The organism is Bradyrhizobium sp. CAR08 (assembly GCF_052871955.1).
In genome coordinates this window covers 90,840-110,115 of record NZ_JBIXJX010000005.1, presented here as the reverse complement: position 1 = coordinate 110,115, position 19,276 = coordinate 90,840, and the positions used below count along the sequence as shown (strand labels likewise).

Sequence of the window (19,276 nt, the reverse complement as noted above, 5' to 3'; positions counted from 1 at the left end):
CAACTGGCGCGGAACCTAAAGGCCTGATCCGGCCCGGTCAACGCGCGAAGGGGTCTAATTTTGGCGCCCAGAAATGCGCGGCCCAATGGGTCAGCGATTCTGGCCCGGAACCCAGAGCACGTCGCCGGCGCCGTCTTCGTTGACCGCGCGGCTGGCCACGAACAGGAAGTCCGACAGGCGGTTCATATACTGGATGCCAGCGGCACCAACAGGTTCGTCCGGCCGGGCCGCCAGTTCCACCATCACGCGTTCCGCTCTGCGGCAAATCGTACGGGCGACATGGAGGTAGGCCGCGGCTGGCGTGCCGCCCGGCAGCACGAAGGAGGTCAGGGGTGCCAGCTTGTCGTTGAGCGCGTCGATGTCGCGCTCGAGCCGCTCGACCTGGCTTGCCACCACCCGCAGCCGCTCCGCCTTGCCCTCACGTTCGGGCACCGCGAGGTCCGCGCCGAGGTCGAACAGATCGTTCTGGATGCGGCCAAGCATCGCGTCGAGCTCGGGCGCATCCCCGGTGTGAAGCCGGACCACGCCGATCGCAGCATTGGTCTCATCGACCGTCCCATAGGCCTCGATGCGCAGATCGTATTTCGGCCGGCGCTCGCCCGAGCCGAGCGCTGTCGTGCCGTCGTCACCGGTTTTCGTATAGATGCGGTTGAGCACGACCATGTTAACGCCCCATCGCCCACACGGCGGCCATCGCGATGACGATCGCCACGAACTGAAGCAGCACGCGCCAGCGCATCAGCTTCTGCGAGGTGTTGGGCGAGCCGCCGCGCATCATGTTGATGAGACCGAGCAGCAGCACCAACGCCACGGCGCCGACCGCAATCGGCAGGATGAAAGTACTCAGGAGAGATGCCATTCGAGGGTAAATAACACCCTCCGCGCCGGTCCGCCATGGCGTTCCCGATCTGGCTTTTAAGCCAATAATATCAGAAGCTAGCTGGATGAATCTGGATTTGCGCCAATTGCCTATCCTCTTGACCTGTCCCCGCCTGCGGGGAGAGGTCGGAATGCGTTTCCCGCGCGCGGGAAGCGGAAGCAGCAACAGCAGTGCAGGTGGTGCGTGAAGGCAATCCGCACCATCTACCTTGTCGTAATGGACGCGTTCTACACGTTCCTCGCCGATGACGGCTGGGCGATCGCGAGCCACATCGCGCTGTCGACGCTGATGGCGCTATTCCCGTTCCTGATCGTCCTGACATCGCTCGCCGGCTTCTTCGGCTCCAAGGAACTCGCCGATCAGGCTGCGAGCCTCATGCTCCAGGTCTGGCCCAAGCAGGTCGCGGATTCGATCTCGGGGGAAGTCCACGACGTGCTGACCACGACCCGCACCGGCCTATTCACCATCGGCGCGGTGCTGTCGGTCTACTTCGCCTCCAACGGCGTCGAGGCGCTGCGGGTCGCACTGAACCGCGCCTATGCGGTCGTGGAGATGCGGCCCTGGTACTGGCTACGGCTGGAATCGATCGCCTACACGCTGATTGCGGCCTTCACCGCGCTCGCCATGGCATTCCTGATCGTGCTCGGGCCGCTGCTCATCGAGGCCGCGCGTGCGCACATCCCGCTGTTCGTTGAATCCAACGAGAGGATCCTCACCTGGCTGCGCTACGGCATCACCGTTGGCGCGTTGGTGGTGGCGCTGATGATCCTGCATACCTGGCTGCCGGCGGGACGGCGCCGGTTCCTCCAGATCCTGCCCGGCATCGTCTTCACCATCGTGGCGTCGCTGATCTCGGGCATCGTGTTCGGGCAATATCTGGCGCGCTTCGCCAATAATTATGTGACGATGTATGCGGGGCTCGCCTCGGTGATCATCGCGCTGGTGTTCCTGTATTTCATCGCCGCGATCTTCGTTTACGGCGGCGAGCTCAATGCCGCGATCATCAAGTCGCGGCTTCCTCACGGCGTGTCGCTGCAAGCAGCGCAGTCGCTAGCGCCCGCGGAGACACGGGCTTGACCAGAAATGCGTCGGCGCCGGCCTCGCGTGAGGCGACTTCGTCTTCGCCGCGACCTGACACCCCGATGATGGGGATCTGAGCCAGCGGCGTCGCCATGGTGCGGATCCGCCTGATCGCCTCGACGCCGTTGATGCCCGGCAGCACCATATCCATCAGCACCGCGTCGAAGGCGCCCTGCGCGAGCCGGTTCACCGCGTCCTCGCCGCGCCCGATGAATTCGGCATGATGACCGAGCTCGGTCAGGATGGTGTTGAGCACGACGCGGCCGAACGGATTGTCCTCGACGCTGAGCAAGCGCAGCGCCGGGACCGCATCCATCTCGGCTTCGCCCTTCGACTTGCGGGACTTGCCCGATCCCGTGGCACACACCGACACCGTCAACGTAAAGGTGGCGCCGCCGCCGGGCCGAGGGGCGACCGTGATGTCGCCGCCCATCGCGCGCGCCAATTGCTTCACCGACGACAGGCCCAGGCCGGCGCCGCCGAAGCGCGAGGCAATGGTGACATTCGCTTGGGTAAACGGCCGGAACAACCGTTTGATCTCGGGCATGGTGAGGCCGATGCCGCTGTCGGACACCGCGAAGGCGACACCGACGCTGCCTTTGCCCTTTGCTTTACCTTTGCTCTTGCCCTTGACGGAACGCCAGGGAGCGACCGTGAGCGCCACGCCACCGTGCTCGGTGAATTTCACGGCATTGTCGATCAGGTTCTCGAGCGCGGCGCGCAGGCGGACGGGATCACCGACCACCAGCCCCGGCAGCTTCTCCGAGATATCGACCTCGGCCTGGAGACCCTTGGCCGCGGCGCGACCGGCCAGCGAATCGCCGGCGTTGCGGGCGAGCGTCCGCAGGTCGAACAAATCCTGCCGCAGCGAGCTTCCACCCCCGACCCCCTTCCCGGTCCCCTTGCCACTTCGGGCGGCATCGACGAACAGGGTGGCAAGGTTCGCCAGATGCTCGGCCCCGGCCTTGATCGTGTCGGCCCAGCGTCTTTCCCGTTCCCCGAGATCCGAAGTCGCGAGCAGGTCGCTGATCGCGAGAATGCCGGTCAGGGGGGTGCGGACCTCATGGGCAAAGGCGGCAAGCGCGGCCTGGACGACGTCCGGCTCGACCCGCTTGGTGCTGCGCTTGCGCAACCGGGCGGTCGGCCCGGAGCGCTTCCGAGCCACTCGCTTGGACGTCCGCGTAGTGCGCGCTGCGCGCGTTTTCGCCGCCATAACTCCCCTTCGAAGTATCCCCTTCGAACCCCGCGCTGTCAGGCGAGCATGGCACGGCGGAACACCCGGAGTCACGGCGCCGTTTGGCTAACCCCCAGAGAAACTTAACCTAATCCCACCAACCGGCGGATACCGGCCGGCGTGGCGCCGCCGGCGCGCAGTTCACGAAGGCCGGTCGAGCTGGTTGATTTCGACAGCTTCCGGCCGCGCTCGTCGCGAAGTAGCCCATGGTGGCGGTAGACGGGTTCGGGCAGGTGGAGCAGAACCTGAAGCAGACGGTGGACCGAAGTGGCGTGGAACAGGTCCTGGCCCCGCACGATCTCGCTGATGTCCTGGAGCGCATCGTCGACAACAACGGACAGATGGTAGCTCGTCGGCGTCTTCTTGCGGGCCACAATGACGTCGCCCCAGGCTTCTGGCCGCGCCGGGACGACGCCACGCTCACCATCCGGCCCCTCGCCCAGTTCGTTCCAGCTCAGGCCCACAGCGCGGCGGCAGGCGGCTGCCATGTCGAGCCGAAGCGCATAAGGCGCACCGGTGTCGATGAGGCGGTCGCGCTCGTCCGCGGACAGCGATCTGGCGGCGCCGGGATAGAGCGGCACGCCGTCGGGATCGCGCGGCCACGGCCCATCCGCTTCACGCGCCGTAACCAGCCTTGCGATCTCGGCGCGGCTTTCGAAGGCTGGATAGACCAGGCCGAGCGCCGAGAGCCTGTCCAGCGCCGTCCGATACGCATCGAGATGCTCCGACTGCCGCCGCACCGGCGTCTCCCAGGCGATGCCGAGCCAGGCGAGGTCTTCGTAGATCGCTGTCTCATATTCCGGCCGGCAACGCGTCGCGTCGATGTCCTCGATCCGCAGCAACAGCCGCCCACCGGTCTCGCGCGCGCGGTCGGAATTGAGCAGCGCGGAATAAGCGTGGCCGAGATGCAGGTAGCCATTCGGGCTGGGGGCAAATCGGAAAACGGGTGGCGACATGCTTCGGAACTCATCATGGCCGGGCATAGCCGTCTAGACGGATGGCGTCGCTTCCGCTCGCCTGTGTCCCGGCCATCCACGTTCTTCGGAGCGGCGCACCGATCGTGTCAAGGTCCCCGAGAATGCGATGATCACCAGCCGTGCTAACAATGATGCACGTTGGAAAGACGTGGATGGCCGGGTGAAAGCCCGGCCATGACGCCGGAGAGAGTTGACGATTGCCATGACCATCCACCTCGAAACCCAATCCGATCTCGAAGAGGCCGTCCACGCGCTGGTCAAGCGCGATCCGCGCCTGAAGCCAGTGCTGGCGACTGCCGGCATGCCGGCGTTGCGGCGGCGCGAGCCGGGTTTTGCGGGGCTTGCCCACATCGTCTGCGGGCAACAGCTCTCGACTGCGAGCGCCGCGGCGATCTGGGGACGGTTGTCCGCCGCGTTCGATCCGTTCGACCACGAGGCTGTCCGCCGCGCCCGCACCGACCGGCTGGGGCGGCTCGGCCTGTCCGCCGCCAAGATCAAGACGCTGAAACATCTCGCGCGCGAGATCACCGCAGAACGGCTGAACCTCGACGTGCTCGCGGAAGAAGACGCCGATGCCGCGCATCACACGTTGATCGCACTGCCCGGCATCGGACCCTGGACCGCGGACGTCTATCTGCTGTTCTGCCTCGGCCATGGCGACGCCTGGCCGGCCGGCGACCTCGCCGTGCAGGAAGGCATCCGCATCGGGCTCGGCTTGCAGGCGCGGCCAACGGAGAAGCAGATGGCGCCGCTCGCCGAACCCTGGCGCCCCCTGCGCGGAGCGGCGGCACATCTGTGGTGGAGCTATTATCGCGCGGTGAAAAAACGCGAAGGCGTCATCGCGGGATCAGCCTAGAGCTAGTTCCGTTCCGATGGAATCGGAACGGGGCTCTAGTGTTTTGTTTTGACGCGTTTTCTTGACGCGAACCGGTGTCCACTTCGCTCGAAAACGCTCTAGCCCCGCAGCCTGACGCGATCGGTCCGGGCGCAATCGGCGACGAAGTCGATGACGGCCCGCACCGCCGGCAGTTCGACGAGGTCGGGATGGGCGAGCAGCCACAGGTCCGCCACGCTGGCGAGCTTCTGCGGCGCGACACGCACAAGATCGGGATAGCTTTCGGCGACAAAGCACGACAGGGCGGAGATTCCGAGTCCGGCGCGGACCGCCGCCAGCATGTCGCCCTGGGACGAGCAGCGCATCACCACCCAGGCCTGACGCGTGACGACGTCGCTCCAGCGCGCAAGCTGGAGATTGGAGGTCTGATCGGCGAAACCGATGACGCTGTGCCCCTTCCACTCGCCGCGCCGTTCCGGCAAGGACCGCCCGCCGGCGTAGCCGCGCGAGGCGTAGAATCCCGTGCCGAGACGGCCGATCTTGCGGCCGACCAGATTTTCCTCGCCGCTGTCGAAGGGGCGCAACACCACGTCCGCCTCGCGCCGGCGCACGCTCGCCGGAAACGGATGGGTGATGATCTCGAGCTGGACGTGATCGTGCGCGCGCAGGAACGCAGGCAGGCGCGGCATCAGCCAATGCGAGGCCAGCGTTGCGCCGATCGATAGCTTGACGGTCCCGCGCGCCTTATGCCCTCCGGCCGAGACTGCCGTCTCCGCCCGCAGCGCGGCCGCCGCCATTACCTCGGCGTGCTCGCGCAGCGTCCGTCCATCCGCCGTCAGCGCAAGGCCGTCGGCGGCACGCGCCACCAGCCTGGTGCCGAGCTGGGCTTCCAGCGCCGCAATCTTGCGGCTGACGGTGGGATGGCTGCTGTGCAGCCGGCGCGCCGCGCCGGTGAAGCTGCCGGTATCGGCGACCGCGAGGAAGGTCTTGCAAAGGTCCCAGTCCATGAGCGGCCTCTGTTCAAATCTGAATAGTCGCCGTTCAATATTGAACGATAGGAGGCCCCACTCCAACCCCTATAATGACGTCAAATGAAACATGGGCGGCAACTCGCCCGCGACAATCAAAGAAGGAAACGCCTCGTCATCCGCCTGCCGGCGGGCTGCGTTTCCGGGAGGACATTATGGCGCTGCCCGCTCTCTTGAAGGATTCGCTCGAGCTGCCCGTGGTCGGCTCGCCGCTCTTCCTCGTCTCCGGCCCTGAGCTGGTGATCGCCCAGTGCAAGGCCGGCGTGGTCGGCTCGTTTCCGGCACTCAATGCCCGTCCGGTGGAAAAGCTCGACGAATGGCTGAGCCGCATCGAGGACGAACTCGGCGAATACAAGTCGCGCAATCCCGGCAAGAAGGTCGCACCCTACGCCGTCAACCAGATCTGCCACGCCTCCAACGACCGGCTGATGAAGGACATGGAGACCTGTGTGAAGCACAGGGCGCCCATCATCATCACCTCGCTGCGACCGCCCGCCGAGCTCGTCGAGGCCGCACACTCGTACGGCGGCCTCGTGTTCCACGACGTCATCAACGTCAAGCACGCGCGCAAGGCCGCCGAGCAGGGCGTCGACGGTCTGATCCTGGTCTGCGCCGGCGCTGGAGGACATGCAGGAACGCTCTCGCCTTTCGCACTGGTACGCGAGGTCAAACAATGGTTCGACGGTGCGATCCTGCTGTCGGGCGCAATCAGCGACGGCTTCGCGATCGCCTCCGCGCTGACGCTGGGCGCCGACCTCGCCTATATGGGCACGCGCTTCATCGCGACGAAGGAAGCCAACGCTGACGAAGCCTACAAGTCGGCGCTGACGCAGCACACCGCGCATGACATCGTCTACACCAACCTCTTCACCGGCGTGCACGGCAACTATCTCGGGCCTTCGATCGCCGCGGCCGGGCTCGATCCGGACAATCTGCCGGCGGCCGACAAGACGAAGATGAATTTCGGCTCCGGCGGCAACATGAAGTCCAAGGCGTGGCGCGACATCTGGGGCTCGGGCCAGGGTATCGGCCAGATCGCCGACGCGCCGCCGGTCGCCGAGCTCGTCGACCGGATGAAACGGGAATTCGACCAGGCCCGACAGGATTTCCTGATGCGCGTCAGCGCCTGACGTCTCGGACCGACAATAAAACGGGAGGACACCATGAAGCTGGCAGCCGCACTGATCGGGATGTCGTTGCTGATGCTCGCCGGCGGCAGCGCCCATGCCGAAGGCAGCGACGAGATCCGCATCGGGCAGACCCTGCCCTACAGCGGCCCGGCCTCCGGCTTCGGCGCGATCGGACGGACGCAGGAAGCGTTCTTCGAGAAGGTCAATGCCGAAGGCGGCATCAACGGCCGCAAGGTCAAGTTCATCACGCTGGACGACGCCTATTCGCCGCCGAAGACCGTCGAGCAGACCCGCAAGCTGGTGGAGCAAGAAGAGGTGCTGATGATGTTCGGCTCGCTCGGCACCGCCACCAACAGCGCCGTGCAGCGCTATCTCAACGCCAAGAAAGTGCCGCAGCTGTTCGTGCTCTCCGGCGCCACCAAATGGGCCGATCCGCAGAAGAACCCGTGGACCATGCCGGGCATGGCGGCCTACGAATCCGAGGGCGTGGTCTATGCCAAATACATTTTGCAGGCCAAGCCCGACGCCAGGATCGCGATCCTCTCGCAGAACGACGATTTCGGCCGCGACTATGTCGCCGGCTTCAAGCGAGCGCTCGGGCCTAAGGCCGCAAGCATGATCATCGCGGAAGCGAGCTACGAGACCAGCGCGCCGACGATCAGCTCGCAACTCTCGACCTTGAAGGCCTCGGGCGCCAACGTGCTGTTCGGCGTCGTGCTCGGCAAGTTCACCTCGCAAATGGTCAAGGGCGTGGCCGAGATCGGCTGGAAGCCGGAGCTGTTCTTCGTGCCGACCTCGGCGTCGTCGATCTCTTTCCTGGAACCGGCAGGGCTCGACAACGCGGTCGGCCTGATCTCGTCGAGCAATCAGAAGGACACGATGGACCCGCAATGGGTCGACGATCCCGGCGTGAAGGAATACTTCGCCTTCATGAAGCGCTACATGCCGGCCGCGGACCTCTCCAACTCCAACTACGCCGCGGGCTATCACTATGCCACGCTGCTGATGACGGTGCTGAAGGGGTGCAAGGATGATATCAGCCGCGACAACATCATGCGCCAGGCGGCCTCGTTGAAGGATGTGAAGCTGCCGCTGCTGCTGCCGGGAATGGCGGTTACGACCGGCCCCGACGACTATCTGCCGTTCCAGCAGCTTCAGCTCCGGCGCTTCAATGGCAAGAGCTGGGTCGGCTTCGGCGACGTGCTGGATGATCGCTAGACGAGCGGGATGAGGAGACGCCATGATCATCAGCGGCGAACGCCAGATCAGCTATGACGACATCCGGGCTCGGATCAGGCGGGCGATGAGCGGCTTCCGCGCCCTGGGGCTTGCCGAGGCCGCGCCGGTCGCGATGATGCTGCGCAACGATTTCGCTCTGTTCGAGGTGGTTGCGGCCTCGGCCGCGCTGGGCAGTCCGGTGGTGCCGATCAACTGGCATTTGAAGGCCGAGGAGGTCCGTTACATCCTGGCCGACAGCGGGGCGAAGATCCTGGTCTGCCACGCGGATTTGCTGCCGCAGATCCGTGACGGCGTACCGGCGGATGTCCTTCTCCTGGTCGTCGCGACGCCGCCCGAACTCGCAGCGACCTTTTCGATCCCTGGGGAACTGACCGAGATCCCGGTGGGACTGACCGATTGGGACCGCTGGCGCGACGACCATCCGCAGGCGCAGGAGCCGCCGCGGCGGGCCGCAGCGATGATTTATACATCCGGCACCACGGGCATGCCGAAGGGCGTGCGGCGCATGCCGATGCAGCCCGAACAGGCGGCCGCCTCCGAACGCGTGGGCGGGATTGCCTATGGCATCAAGCCGCGGGAAGACCAAATCGTGCTGATCAACGGCCCGATGTATCACTCGGCGCCGCATTCCTACGGCATGCTGGCGTTCCGCAGCGCTTGCACCATCATCCTCCAGGCGCGGTTCGATGCCGAGGAGCTGCTGGCGCTGATCGAGCGCCACCGCGTCACGCACATTCACATGGTACCGACCATGTTCGTCCGGCTGCTGCGGTTGCCCGAAGCGGTCAGGCAGCGCTACGACCTGTCGTCGCTGCGTTTCGTCGTGCACGGCGCCGCCCCCTGCCCGCCGGACGTCAAGCGCGCCATGATCGACTGGTGGGGACCGGTCATCAACGAATATTTCGGCTCCACCGAGACCGGGATCCCGGTGTGGCACTCGGCCGAGGAAGCACTGAAGAAGCCTGGCACGGTCGGCCGCCCCATCGAAGGCGGCATCGTCAGGATCTTCCGCGATGACGGCAGCCCGTGCGGTGCAAACGAAGTCGGCGAAATCTACATGCGCCAGACGTCAGTGCCCGATTTCGACTATCACGGCAGGTCGCAGGCAAGGGCCGAAGCCGGCCGTGACGGCCTGGTCAGCGTCGGCGACGTCGGTTACCTCGACGCGGACGGCTATCTGTTCCTGTGCGATCGCAAGCGCGACATGGTGATCTCCGGCGGCGTCAACATCTATCCCGCCGAGATCGAGAACGTGCTGATCGGAATGCCCGGCGTGCGCGACTGTGCCGTGTTCGGCATCCCCGACGCGGAATTCGGCGAACGGCTGTGCGCCTTTGTCGAGCCTGAATCGGATGCCGAGCTCTCGGCCGACGCCGTCCGATCGTTCCTGCGCGGGCGGCTTGCCAATTTCAAGGTGCCAAAGGACGTCGAATTCCGTGACGCGCTGCCGCGCGAGGCCACGGGAAAGATTTTCAAGCGCAAGCTGCGGGAGCCCTATTGGACGATGTGAGGACAGGCAACGCCGTCCGAGAGTGCCGGACCGCATAAACGGGAACGAGTGGCAATCGTTCCTGCGCCTCTCCAATATTCGGCAGATTGAAGACGCGCGCTTCCGTCGCAAATGGAAGAGCAACCAATTCGAATCTCGCCTGTTGTCGACCGGCACAATCAACAGCCGGAGAATAAAAAATGTCTCGTCTCACCATGCTCGCCGCAGCTCTGCTGCTGCTCGGATCAGCGCCTGTCAGTGCACAGTCACAGCCTGCGCAGAGCGGGCCGGGCAACAACGCCGTCAACAGCTCTGATCACAACAACTCCAACGCACCGGTCGCGGGCCGCAACAGCTTCACCGAGGGCCAGGCGAAGTCGAAGATCGAGGGCGCGGGTTATTCCAATGTTTCCGGACTGCAAAAGGACGACAACGGCGTCTGGCGCGGCAAGGCCGACAAGGCCGGGACCAAGGCGGACGTGAGCGTCGATTTCCAGGGCAACGTGAACCCCGCCAAGTAAGGAGGATGAAACATGACGACCACTATTTCTCGACTCTATGACACCTATTCGGATGCGGAACGTGCGGTCAGGCGTCTGGAGGCCGCGGGCGTGCCGCACTCCGACATCAGCATCGTCGCGAACAATTCCGATAACTGGTACGGCTCCTCCACCGGCAAGGTTGACCGTGATCGCGACGGCGTCGACGATCGCGCCGAAGGTGCCGGCACGGGTGCCGGCATCGGCGCAGGCCTCGGAAGCGCGGCCGGCCTGCTTGCCGGACTCGGCCTGCTGGCCATTCCGGGACTCGGACCGGTGGTTGCCGCCGGATGGCTGGCTTCGACCGCAGTTGGTGCCGCGGCCGGCGCCGCGACGGGCGGCATCGTTGGCGCGCTGACCGAAGCCGGCGTCTCCAAGGATGATGCGTCGCGCTACGCGGAGGGCGTCCGTCGCGGCGGAACGCTGGTATCGGCGCGGGTACCCGACCAGGACAGCACACGTCTCGATGCCCTTCTGCACGAGAAGGCCGTGAACCTGCAGGAACGGAGCGCCGCCTGGCAAAAATCCGGCTGGAACGGCTTCGATGCCGCAAGCCCGCCGTTGTCACCCGACGATGTCGGCCGTGAGCGTGAGCTGTACGGCGCCGGCACGCGGATGAGGTAGGGATGTTCCGCTCGCCGCCACGCCAGCGGCTGTGAATCCCAAGAGCGCGAGGGAGGCTCCACCAAGGTGGAGCCTTTTTCGCGTGCCCCTCCTCGAACACCACGAGGGTGCCGCAGGTCTCTCTCAACGAGCGCATTCCGCTGAAGCAGGGCCACATGTTCTCACTGCTCGGGTAATCGGCTATTGGCCGTCTGCGAAACAGTATAGCTTTCGACCGTAGAGGAAACGCCGCGGAGACGGCACGAGGTCGCGCATGCTGGACAGGACCAAGGACATTGTCGCATCCGCGCAAGCCTGGCTCGATGAGGTCGAGCTAACGCTGGGCGCAGCCGATAGCGCTGCGCTGGATCGTCTTTTCCTCGCCGACAGCTATTGGCGCGATGTGCTGGCACTAAGCTGGAACCTGCAAACGATCGGCGGCGGCGACTCGATCAAGCGGGAGCTGACAACGCTCGCGGCAAAGGCTGCGCCGGGCAGCTTCAAGATTGCGCCGAACCGAGCGCCACCGCGCTGGGTGACGCGTGCCGGGACCAACACTATCGAGGTGATCTTCAATTTCGAAACCGCACTGGGGCGCGGCAGCGGCATCGTCAGGCTTGTGCCCGACGCCACCGACGGCGACCGCCTGAAAGCGTGGACGCTCCTCACCGCGCTCGACGAGCTCAAGGGCTTCGAGGAGCAGCTCGGCACCTCGCGGCCGCGCGGCCAGGCCTATTCGCGCGACTTCCGTGGACCGAACTGGCTGGACTTGCGCAACGGCTCGCGCGACTACGCCGATCGCGATCCCGCCGTGCTGGTGGTCGGCGGCGGCCAGGCCGGGCTCGCGATCGCGGCGCGGCTGAAACAGTTGAACATCGACACCCTGATCGTCGATCGCGAGGCGCGGATCGGGGACAATTGGCGCAAGCGCTACCACGCGCTGACCCTGCATAACCAGGTGCAGGTCAATCATTTGCCCTACATGCCGTTTCCGCCGAGCTGGCCGACCTATATCCCCAAGGACAAGCTCGCCAACTGGTTCGAAGCTTACGTCGAGGCGATGGAGCTGAACTTCTGGACCGGCACCGAATTCGAGGGCGGCGCCTACGACGATGCGAAAGACCACTGGACCGTCACACTGCGGCACACCGACGGCAGTGAGCGTATCATGCACCCGCGCCATGTGGTGATGGCAACCGGCGTCAGCGGCATCGCCAATGTGCCTGTCATTCCGACCCTGGATAACTTCAAGGGCACGCTGCTGCATTCGAGCCGCTACGAGGACGGCGAGACCTGGACAGGCAAACGCGCCATCGTCATCGGCACCGGCAATAGCGGCCACGACATCGCGCAGGATCTTCACTCCAGTGGTGCCGAAGTGACGCTGGTGCAGCGTTCACCTACGCTCGTCACCAATATCGAGCCGTCGGCCCAACTCGCTTATGCGACCTACAATGAGGGCACGCTCGAGGACAACGATCTGATCGCGACCTCGATGCCGACACCGCTCGCGAAAAAGACCCATGTGATGCTGACGGAGCAGTCGAAGGAGCTCGACAAGGAACTGCTCGACGGGTTGCGGCGCGTCGGCTTCAAGCTCGATTTCGGCGAGGCCGGCACCGGCTGGCAGTTCAAATATCTCACCCGTGGCGGCGGCTATTATTTCAATGTCGGCTGCTCCAACCTCCTCATCGAGGGCGCGATCAAGCTCAGGCAGTTTTCCGACATCGAGAGCTTCGTCACCGAGGGCGTTCGCATGAAGGACGGCACAACCCTTTCGGCCGACCTGATCGTGCTCTCGACCGGTTACAAGACACAGGAATATCTGGTGCAGAAACTGTTCGGCGACGCCGTCGCCGACCGGGTCGGCCCGATCTGGGGCTTTGGCGACGGCCTCGAGCTGCGTAACATGTATACGCGCACCAGGCAGCCCGGCCTCTGGTTCATCGCCGGCAGCCTCGCGCAATGCCGGATCAACTCGAAATATCTGGCGCTGCAGATCAAGGCGATCGAGGAAGGGATTTTGGGGCAGGCTGGAGCGGCAGCGGCGAGCACCGCTTGAACAACACCGTAGAAGCAGTGTCGCACCACGATAACGAACAAGAGGAGAATTCATGCCAGCCATTCTCGGCACCGGCGAGCACCGCTACCGCGTCGTTGAAAACTTCGCAAAGCTGCCGGACGGATGGCAGCTCACCGACGTCGCCTCGGTCGCGGTCGACAGCAAGGACCGCGTCTACGTCTTCAACCGCGGGGCCCATCCGATGGTCGTGCTGGACCGCGAGGGCAATTTCTTGCGAAGTTGGGGCGAAGGCCTGTTCTCGCGCGCCCACGGCCTGCACATCGATGCCGACGACAATCTCTATTGCACCGATGACGGCGACCACACCGTGCGCAAGTGCACCACCGACGGCAAGGTGCTGCTGACGATCGGCATCCCCGAGAAACCGTCGCCGTTCATGAGCGGCGATCCCTTCCACCGCTGCACCCACACCGCGCTGTCGCCGAAGGGTGAAATCTACGTCTCCGACGGCTATGGCAATGCGCGCGTGCACAAATTCACGCCCGGCGGCAAGCTGATGACAAGCTGGGGCGAACCCGGCACCGATCCCGGCCAGTTCAACATCGTGCACAACATCGCCACCGACGCCGACGGCTTTGTCTATGTCGCCGACCGCGAGAACCACCGCGTGCAGGTGTTCGACGGCAACGGCAAGTACGAGACGCAGTGGAACAATCTGCACCGCCCTTGTGCGCTATGCTGTTGCGGTGGGGCTAAGAGCCCGACCTTCGTCATCGGGGAACTCGGCCCTGGCCTGGCCGTCAACCGCAAGGTGCCCAATCTCGGCCCGCGGCTCTCGATCGTGGACGCCAAGGGCAACCGCATCGCGCGGCTCGGTGGCGAGGAAGGCCCGGGCGTTGCGAGCGGCAAGTTCCTGGCGCCGCACGGCATCGCACTGGATTCCAGGGGCGACATCTATGTCGGCGAGGTCGGCGTCACCGACTGGAAGACCAGCTTTCCGGACGAGGAGATGCCGGCCGTGGTGCGCGCGACGCGATGTTTGCAGAAGCTGGAGCGCGTGCGGGAGTAGCTGCCTCGGCACATCCACGTCGCGCTGTCAGGATGACGCTGCCTCAACGGCCTCGGACTTGGAAATCACAGCGTTTTGCGCGCTTTGCCACCCCCCGGCCGCATTGCTTGTGCCGGAATAAGTCGCTCAACGGGCTTCACAATCCCGTCACGCTGCATGTAGTATGTCAGTTACGTGCTGCTTCGCAGCGTACATTGGAGGCCAGGAGCGTTACTTGAACGCACATGTCTCGCAAGGCCATTGGCCGGTGTTGGTGCTGAATGCGGACTTCCGGCCGCTGAGTTACTACCCACTGTCTTTGTGGTCGTGGCAGGACGCGATCAAGGCGGTATTCCTCGACCGCGTCAACATCGTCGCGCATTACGATCAGGCGGTCCATAGCCCCACGCTGCAAATGCAGCTGCCGAGCGTCGTCTCGCTCAAATCCTTCGTCAAGCCGACCACCCACCCTGCCTTCACCCGATTTAACGTCTTCCTGCGCGATCGTTTCGCCTGCCAATATTGCGGCTCGCCCGAAGACCTCACCTTCGACCACATCATCCCGCGCAGCAAAGGCGGCCAGACCACCTGGGAGAACGTGGTCGCGGCGTGCTCGCCCTGCAATTTGCGCAAGGGCAATCTGACGCCGGTGCAGGCCAAGATGTTTCCACGCCAGCACGCCTTCGCGCCGACCGTGCACCAGCTCCACCGTAACGGCCGCCTGTTCCCGCCGAACTATCTGCACGACAGTTGGCTGGATTATCTCTACTGGGATACGGAGCTGGATCCGTAACGTCGGCGTGCAGGCCCTCGGCAATCCATCGTTGACTCGCGCCGCCCAACGCCGGGAGAGATCAGCGAGCTTCTATCTGCGCGCCTGCTCCAGATCGATCTGATAGACGGAAATCCGGTCGATCTCGAATGCGACGGTAGGCGGCGACTCCGCGTCGACCGGACCGACGCCGAGAAAGAATTTGGATCCGATCGCGAGATTGACGATCATGTACATGGGATCGTCGAAACCGATCGGCACCTTGATGTCGGACACCGGTCTGCGGTCGATGAAATAGACCAGGCGATCCTCCTCCCACAGCACACCGTAAGTGTGGAATGCGCTCGACGCGTCGCCGACCGCGAAGTCGAAGCCGCAGGACTGAATCTTCTGGGTCGAGGGAATCCGCCAATGCGTCGTCATCACGAGATCGCCCGGCTTTTCGCCGCGGCCTTCCAGCACGTCGACCTCCGGCGGCCAGCCACCGTCATCCGCCAGCATCCAGAACGCCGGCCACACTGCGTGCCCGACCGGCACCTTGGCGCGGATCTCGAAATAGCCGTGCTTCTGCGCGAACGTGCCCTGGGTCGTCAGTATCCCGGAGATGTACTCGTTGTCGAACAGCACCGGCTTCAACCCCGGCGGGGTACGGCTGGCGACGATCGACAGCACGCCGTCCTTGACCTTGAACGGATCGAGCCCGAGCGGCGCCGCGTTGCGCCCCGCATAGCGCGGATCGACATAGATCTGTTGCTCGCCATTGGCGCTGGTCTTGCGCTTGAAGTCGGAGCCGTCGCCGCCCCAGTAACGCGCCTCCGGCCAGGCCGCGCCGCCGGCGTAATGCGGCACCCAGCGTCCGTTTGCCAGCGGATGCTCGTCAAAATCCTCGTTGAAGGTCCGGCGTAGCGGCAAGAAGACCAGCGAGGCCGGATTGACCTTCTCCAGCCGACGGCACTCGATGGTGGAGGGATCGGTCGTGACCTGCAGCGACATGCTCATCGGGGCACCGTCGAGATCGTCCTGCGCGATGGCCGGCGCGGGCACAACGCAGAGACCGATCGCAGCCAGAGCGCCCCTCGTCCAACGCTCGATCATCACCGCACTTCGAAGACGCCAGAGGAAAGGCCGAGGTTAGCTTACTCATATCGGAACCGGCAAGAGCGGGCCGGCGACCGCGCGCCAATTCAGGAGCGCCGCTTGCACACGCGATCCAGATTTTCGTGCACTTAGAAAAATTGGGACGCCTAGGCAGCGCTCGGAAGGCGAGCGGCAGGCTCCTGCCGGGACGGAACTCGGGGCGCCGGCATCCGTTCAGAGTCGAGGCCGGATGTCGCGCGGGCGCCAGTTGTCCGCGACAGACATATCCGGTCCCGCCACAGCACGAGGGGAGAATAGTCATGGCCACAAGCGAGACGGATCACGTCTACAAGATCCTGGAACTGGTCGGATCGTCCGAGACGTCGATCGAGGATGCGATCAAGAACGCGGTCAGCCGGGCCGCAAAGACCGTTCGCGAGATGAAATGGTTCGAGGTGGTGCAAACGCGCGGCCATATCGAGAACGGTGCCGTGCGCCACTACCAGGTGACGCTGCGGGTCGGCTTCACGCTGGATGAGTGAGGCAGAAAGGCCCGGCGCGCGGGGTCAGCCTGGTTAGCTCGACGATAGCCCGTCAATTGTCGAGGATTGTTCCGACCGGAAGCGCACAATCCGCACGGAAGTTGCAACAGCCCGTTAAGGCCAAAGTGAGAGGTTTGCGCCGAAATGGAGCAAGCCTGATGACCACGGGCCGCGAACTCGGAAAGACGCGCCTTCCGCTCTGGGCAGCGGGTTTCGTCATCCTGACCTGCTTCGCCATCCTCGGCTTGAGCGCCTGGCGTGAATGGGAAACACGCAATGCCGATCTCAAGAACGCCGAGATCGACGTCGCCAATCTGGCGCATTCGCTGATCCAGCACGCGGACGACACCTTCGAACTCGTTGATACAATCCTCGTAGGCCTGGTCCACCGGCTCGAAATCGACGGGACGGGTCCGGACACGATCACCAAGCTTCAGGCCTATCTGCCGACACGAAAATCATCGGACCGGATCCGCGGCATCTTCGTTTATGACGCGAGCGGGCAGTGGCTTGCCACGACCGAGCGGCTCGACTTCTCCAAGCTCAACAACAGCGACCGCGAATATTTCCAGCGTCATCGGGACTCGCCGGAGATGGGCACGCTGATCGGACCGCCCGTGAAGAGTCGAGCCGGGGGCCAATGGGTCGTCACCGCGTCCCGCCGGATCAACGATGCCGACGGCGGCTTCGCCGGCGTTGCCCTGCTCACGATCGACGTCGGCTATTTCGTCAAGTTCTACGAGCGGTTCGACATCGGTACGAACGGCTCGGCATCGCTGCTCAACGATAGCGGCATCATGCTGGCGCGCAGCCGCGACGACAGTGGCGCCTTTGTCGGACGCGACCTGTCCAATGCGCCCTTGTTCAAGGGATGGGAAAGTCGCCCCGCCGCAGCAGTCTACTATTTCAAGTCGCCGCTCGATGGCGTCCAGCGGCTGAGCTATTACCAACGCAGCAGCCGCTATCCCCTAATGGTGCTGGCGAGCAAGTCGCGGGACGACGTGCTGGCGCCGTGGCGGCAAGCCGCGGCTGCGCGCACCACCTTCGTCCTCGGCCTCGTGCTGCTGATCGCGGTGATCGGCTTCTACCTGGTCCGTCAGCTCGTACAGCGGCAGCGTACGGCCCAGGCCCTCGTCGTCAACGAAGCAAACTTCCGCCTGTTGGCCGAGCAATCCAGCGACATGGTGACCCGGATCGGGCTGGACAACCGGCTGCTCTACGTTTCCCCCTCGTGCGTACGCATCACGGGCTGGTCCTCCGACGAGCTGCTATCCACCTCGGCCCTGGCCGGCATTCACGCCGACGACATGGAGCGGGTCGAGCAGGCTATCGCCGCGCTTAAGAATGGCGAGGCCGAGGAGACGCGGTTCGTCTATCGCCACCGTCATCGCGACAAGGGCGAGATTTGGGCGGAGGCGGCGTTGCACGTGACCCTGGCGTCGGACAGCGGTGAGATCGACGGCGTCGTCGCGGTGGTGCGCGACATCACCGAGCAGAAGGATCTTCAGGACAAGCTCGCCTCGCTTGCAACGACCGACGGCCTCACCGGACTCGTCAACCGGCGCGCGTTCGACGAGCGCCTCGCCGAGGAATGGGCCCGGGCCCGGCGCGATGGCACGCAGCTCTCGCTCCTGCTGATCGATGTCGATCATTTCAAGAAGTTCAACGACCAATACGGGCATCTGGCGGGCGACGGATGCCTGCGCGCGCTGGGCCGGATCCTATCAACCCACACCAAGCGCCAGGCCGACGTCGCGGCGCGCTACGGTGGCGAAGAATTCGCCGTGCTGTTGCCGAACACCGGTCCCGAGGGCTGCGCCGAGGTCGGCGAAGGGATTCGCAAGGCTCTGCACGATCTCGCCATGCCGCATGCGCAAAGTCCCCCCTCGCGCCTGGTGACCGCAAGCGTTGGCGGCGCGACGAGTCTGCCGTCCCAAACCACGGCGGACTGCAGCACGCTGGTCGGCGCCGCCGACCGCGCGCTCTACGCCGCCAAGGACAACGGCCGTGACCGGCTGGTGATGTCGGGACAGGTCGTTCCCTGGCCCGCCAGGAGCGCGTGACGGATCGACCGTTGGCCCGATTTGTTGCCTGCGCTCCAGCGCGGTATGGCTTGGATCACGGCCGGATGTTCGGCCAATCCGAGAGTGCTGCGGTGACCGGTCAAATCAAACTCGTCCTCTTCGACATGGACAATGTCCTCTGCGACTACGACAGGGCAAAGCGTGTCGCATGGCTGGCGAAGGTTGCGGGGACCACGAGCGAATCCGTCCACAAGGCGATCTGGGACAGCGGCTTCGAGCTGCTCGGCGATTCCGGCACACTCGATGCCGCGGACTATTTGCGGGGTTTCGGCGACCGCATCGGCTATCCGCTGTCACTGGACGAGTGGATCGAGGCGCGACGCCGTTCAATGCAGGCCGATCGTGCCATGCTGGAGATTGTCGGCAGCTTGCGTCAAACCGTCGACATTGCCGTCCTGACCAACAACACGACGCTGGTCGCCGACCATATCGCAGCGCTGCTGCCGGAATTGCCACCGCTGTTCGGCTCGCGAATCTACGCCTCGGCCCGGTTCAAGACGGCGAAGCCGGACCCGCGCTGCTTCCGCCTCTGTCTGTCGGAGCTCGACGTCAAACCGGAGAACGTCCTGTTCGTCGACGATCTCATGGCCAATGTCGCCGGTGCGCGAGAGGCGGGCCTGTTCGCGCATCACCACACCTCGGTTGAGGCTTTCAGGCGGGCCCTGTCGGAGCACGGCCTGCTTCACGCATGAATGC

At 64.6% G+C, this 19,276-nt stretch carries 19 protein-coding genes; 13 read left to right on the top strand and 6 right to left on the bottom strand.

The annotated features are described in order from the left end of the window. Nucleotides 1-90: 90 nt before the first annotated feature. Nucleotides 91-663, bottom strand: coding sequence for a cob(I)yrinic acid a,c-diamide adenosyltransferase (locus tag ACIPUD_RS12895; RefSeq protein WP_446480783.1), 573 nt, complete (start codon nucleotides 661-663; stop codon nucleotides 91-93). Nucleotide 664: 1 nt separating this feature from the next. After that, on the bottom strand, nucleotides 665-859 hold the full coding sequence (locus ACIPUD_RS12890) for a twin transmembrane helix small protein (RefSeq protein ID WP_018453237.1): 195 nt from the start codon (nucleotides 857-859) through the stop codon (nucleotides 665-667). Between the two features lie 204 nt (nucleotides 860-1,063). Between ACIPUD_RS12890 and ACIPUD_RS12885 the strand changes: the two genes are divergently transcribed. Then, nucleotides 1,064-1,957 (top strand): YihY/virulence factor BrkB family protein, encoded by an 894-nt coding sequence (locus ACIPUD_RS12885; protein ID WP_446480782.1) that lies wholly within the window; start codon nucleotides 1,064-1,066, stop codon nucleotides 1,955-1,957. Here ACIPUD_RS12885 and ACIPUD_RS12880 read toward each other — a convergent pair. Next, complete coding sequence (locus ACIPUD_RS12880; RefSeq protein ID WP_446480781.1) at nucleotides 1,884-3,173, bottom strand: ATP-binding protein; 1,290 nt, start codon at nucleotides 3,171-3,173, stop codon at nucleotides 1,884-1,886. The two genes, ACIPUD_RS12885 and ACIPUD_RS12880, sit on opposite strands and share 74 nt — an antisense overlap. A 104-nt stretch (nucleotides 3,174-3,277) precedes the next feature. Next, entirely contained in the window at nucleotides 3,278-4,150 is an 873-nt protein-coding gene (gene gluQRS / locus ACIPUD_RS12875) for a tRNA glutamyl-Q(34) synthetase GluQRS (protein ID WP_085350826.1), read from the bottom strand. Nucleotides 4,151-4,373: 223 nt separating this feature from the next. Here gluQRS and ACIPUD_RS12870 point away from each other — a divergent pair, with 223 nt between their 5' ends. Beyond that, nucleotides 4,374-5,027 carry a DNA-3-methyladenine glycosylase family protein gene (locus tag ACIPUD_RS12870; RefSeq protein ID WP_085350750.1) on the top strand — a complete coding sequence of 218 codons (654 nt, stop codon included), beginning with the start codon at nucleotides 4,374-4,376 and terminating at the stop codon, nucleotides 5,025-5,027. A gap of 98 nt (nucleotides 5,028-5,125) precedes the next feature. Here ACIPUD_RS12870 and ACIPUD_RS12865 read toward each other — a convergent pair whose 3' ends face one another. Next, complete coding sequence (locus ACIPUD_RS12865) at nucleotides 5,126-6,013, bottom strand: LysR family transcriptional regulator (protein WP_085350751.1); 888 nt, start codon at nucleotides 6,011-6,013, stop codon at nucleotides 5,126-5,128. A gap of 176 nt (nucleotides 6,014-6,189) precedes the next feature. On the opposite strand from ACIPUD_RS12865, the gene ACIPUD_RS12860 reads away from it, so the two are divergent. From ACIPUD_RS12860 to ACIPUD_RS12825, 8 genes are all read left to right on the top strand, one after another. Next, entirely contained in the window at nucleotides 6,190-7,164 is a 975-nt protein-coding gene (locus tag ACIPUD_RS12860) for an NAD(P)H-dependent flavin oxidoreductase (RefSeq protein ID WP_018453231.1), read from the top strand. Nucleotides 7,165-7,197: 33 nt separating this feature from the next. Then, nucleotides 7,198-8,382 carry an ABC transporter substrate-binding protein gene (locus ACIPUD_RS12855; RefSeq protein WP_085350752.1) on the top strand — a complete coding sequence of 395 codons (1,185 nt, stop codon included), beginning with the start codon at nucleotides 7,198-7,200 and terminating at the stop codon, nucleotides 8,380-8,382. A 22-nt stretch (nucleotides 8,383-8,404) separates the two neighbouring features. After that, the gene (locus ACIPUD_RS12850) at nucleotides 8,405-9,913 is read left to right on the top strand and encodes an acyl-CoA synthetase (protein ID WP_085350753.1); all 1,509 of its coding nucleotides are present in this window, start codon (nucleotides 8,405-8,407) and stop codon (nucleotides 9,911-9,913) included. A gap of 179 nt (nucleotides 9,914-10,092) precedes the next feature. Next, nucleotides 10,093-10,413, top strand: coding sequence for a hypothetical protein (locus ACIPUD_RS12845; protein WP_026232489.1), 321 nt, complete (start codon nucleotides 10,093-10,095; stop codon nucleotides 10,411-10,413). A 12-nt stretch (nucleotides 10,414-10,425) separates the two neighbouring features. Then, nucleotides 10,426-11,055 carry a general stress protein gene (locus tag ACIPUD_RS12840; protein ID WP_085350754.1) on the top strand — a complete coding sequence of 210 codons (630 nt, stop codon included), beginning with the start codon at nucleotides 10,426-10,428 and terminating at the stop codon, nucleotides 11,053-11,055. Between the two features lie 253 nt (nucleotides 11,056-11,308). Further along, the gene (locus ACIPUD_RS12835; protein ID WP_446480780.1) at nucleotides 11,309-13,096 is read left to right on the top strand and encodes a flavin-containing monooxygenase; all 1,788 of its coding nucleotides are present in this window, start codon (nucleotides 11,309-11,311) and stop codon (nucleotides 13,094-13,096) included. A gap of 52 nt (nucleotides 13,097-13,148) precedes the next feature. Further along, the gene (locus ACIPUD_RS12830; protein ID WP_018453226.1) at nucleotides 13,149-14,126 is read left to right on the top strand and encodes a peptidyl-alpha-hydroxyglycine alpha-amidating lyase family protein; all 978 of its coding nucleotides are present in this window, start codon (nucleotides 13,149-13,151) and stop codon (nucleotides 14,124-14,126) included. A gap of 214 nt (nucleotides 14,127-14,340) precedes the next feature. Next, complete coding sequence (locus ACIPUD_RS12825) at nucleotides 14,341-14,898, top strand: HNH endonuclease (RefSeq protein ID WP_007597381.1); 558 nt, start codon at nucleotides 14,341-14,343, stop codon at nucleotides 14,896-14,898. A 72-nt stretch (nucleotides 14,899-14,970) separates the two neighbouring features. Here the strand turns inward: ACIPUD_RS12825 and ACIPUD_RS12820 are convergent, their stop codons facing one another. Beyond that, the gene (locus ACIPUD_RS12820) at nucleotides 14,971-15,972 is read right to left on the bottom strand and encodes a glycoside hydrolase family 16 protein (protein ID WP_018453225.1); all 1,002 of its coding nucleotides are present in this window, start codon (nucleotides 15,970-15,972) and stop codon (nucleotides 14,971-14,973) included. Nucleotides 15,973-16,274: 302 nt separating this feature from the next. On the opposite strand from ACIPUD_RS12820, the gene ACIPUD_RS12815 reads away from it, so the two are divergent. The 3 genes from ACIPUD_RS12815 (at nucleotide 16,275) to ACIPUD_RS12805 (ending at nucleotide 19,272) form a co-directional block, all read left to right on the top strand. Beyond that, nucleotides 16,275-16,496 (top strand): dodecin, encoded by a 222-nt coding sequence (locus ACIPUD_RS12815; RefSeq protein WP_018453224.1) that lies wholly within the window; start codon nucleotides 16,275-16,277, stop codon nucleotides 16,494-16,496. 158 nt (nucleotides 16,497-16,654) lie between these two features. Further along, the gene (locus tag ACIPUD_RS12810; protein WP_204512480.1) at nucleotides 16,655-18,559 is read left to right on the top strand and encodes a sensor domain-containing diguanylate cyclase; all 1,905 of its coding nucleotides are present in this window, start codon (nucleotides 16,655-16,657) and stop codon (nucleotides 18,557-18,559) included. Between the two features lie 65 nt (nucleotides 18,560-18,624). After that, entirely contained in the window at nucleotides 18,625-19,272 is a 648-nt protein-coding gene (locus ACIPUD_RS12805; RefSeq protein ID WP_446480779.1) for an HAD family hydrolase, read from the top strand. The last annotated feature ends 4 nt before the right edge of the window (nucleotides 19,273-19,276 follow it).

What these genes read in the sequence shown, in the direction of transcription:
- ACIPUD_RS12870 (WP_085350750.1), top strand. Translation starts at nt 4,374, where the DNA reads ATGACCATCCACCTCGAAACCCAATCCGATCTCGAAGAGGCCGTCCAC.
- ACIPUD_RS12850 (WP_085350753.1), top strand. Translation starts at nt 8,405, where the DNA reads ATGATCATCAGCGGCGAACGCCAGATCAGCTATGACGACATCCGGGCT.
- ACIPUD_RS12830 (WP_018453226.1), top strand. Translation starts at nt 13,149, where the DNA reads ATGCCAGCCATTCTCGGCACCGGCGAGCACCGCTACCGCGTCGTTGAA.
- ACIPUD_RS12805 (WP_446480779.1), top strand. Translation starts at nt 18,625, where the DNA reads ATGTTCGGCCAATCCGAGAGTGCTGCGGTGACCGGTCAAATCAAACTC.
- ACIPUD_RS12835 (WP_446480780.1), top strand. Translation starts at nt 11,309, where the DNA reads ATGCTGGACAGGACCAAGGACATTGTCGCATCCGCGCAAGCCTGGCTC.
- ACIPUD_RS12895 (WP_446480783.1), bottom strand. Translation starts at nt 663, where the DNA reads ATGGTCGTGCTCAACCGCATCTATACGAAAACCGGTGACGACGGCACG.
- ACIPUD_RS12845 (WP_026232489.1), top strand. Translation starts at nt 10,093, where the DNA reads ATGTCTCGTCTCACCATGCTCGCCGCAGCTCTGCTGCTGCTCGGATCA.
- ACIPUD_RS12815 (WP_018453224.1), top strand. Translation starts at nt 16,275, where the DNA reads ATGGCCACAAGCGAGACGGATCACGTCTACAAGATCCTGGAACTGGTC.
- ACIPUD_RS12865 (WP_085350751.1), bottom strand. Translation starts at nt 6,013, where the DNA reads ATGGACTGGGACCTTTGCAAGACCTTCCTCGCGGTCGCCGATACCGGC.
- ACIPUD_RS12810 (WP_204512480.1), top strand. Translation starts at nt 16,655, where the DNA reads ATGACCACGGGCCGCGAACTCGGAAAGACGCGCCTTCCGCTCTGGGCA.
- ACIPUD_RS12860 (WP_018453231.1), top strand. Translation starts at nt 6,190, where the DNA reads ATGGCGCTGCCCGCTCTCTTGAAGGATTCGCTCGAGCTGCCCGTGGTC.
- ACIPUD_RS12840 (WP_085350754.1), top strand. Translation starts at nt 10,426, where the DNA reads ATGACGACCACTATTTCTCGACTCTATGACACCTATTCGGATGCGGAA.
- ACIPUD_RS12880 (WP_446480781.1), bottom strand. Translation starts at nt 3,173, where the DNA reads ATGGCGGCGAAAACGCGCGCAGCGCGCACTACGCGGACGTCCAAGCGA.
- ACIPUD_RS12890 (WP_018453237.1), bottom strand. Translation starts at nt 859, where the DNA reads ATGGCATCTCTCCTGAGTACTTTCATCCTGCCGATTGCGGTCGGCGCC.
- ACIPUD_RS12855 (WP_085350752.1), top strand. Translation starts at nt 7,198, where the DNA reads ATGAAGCTGGCAGCCGCACTGATCGGGATGTCGTTGCTGATGCTCGCC.
- gluQRS (WP_085350826.1), bottom strand. Translation starts at nt 4,150, where the DNA reads ATGTCGCCACCCGTTTTCCGATTTGCCCCCAGCCCGAATGGCTACCTG.
- ACIPUD_RS12820 (WP_018453225.1), bottom strand. Translation starts at nt 15,972, where the DNA reads ATGATCGAGCGTTGGACGAGGGGCGCTCTGGCTGCGATCGGTCTCTGC.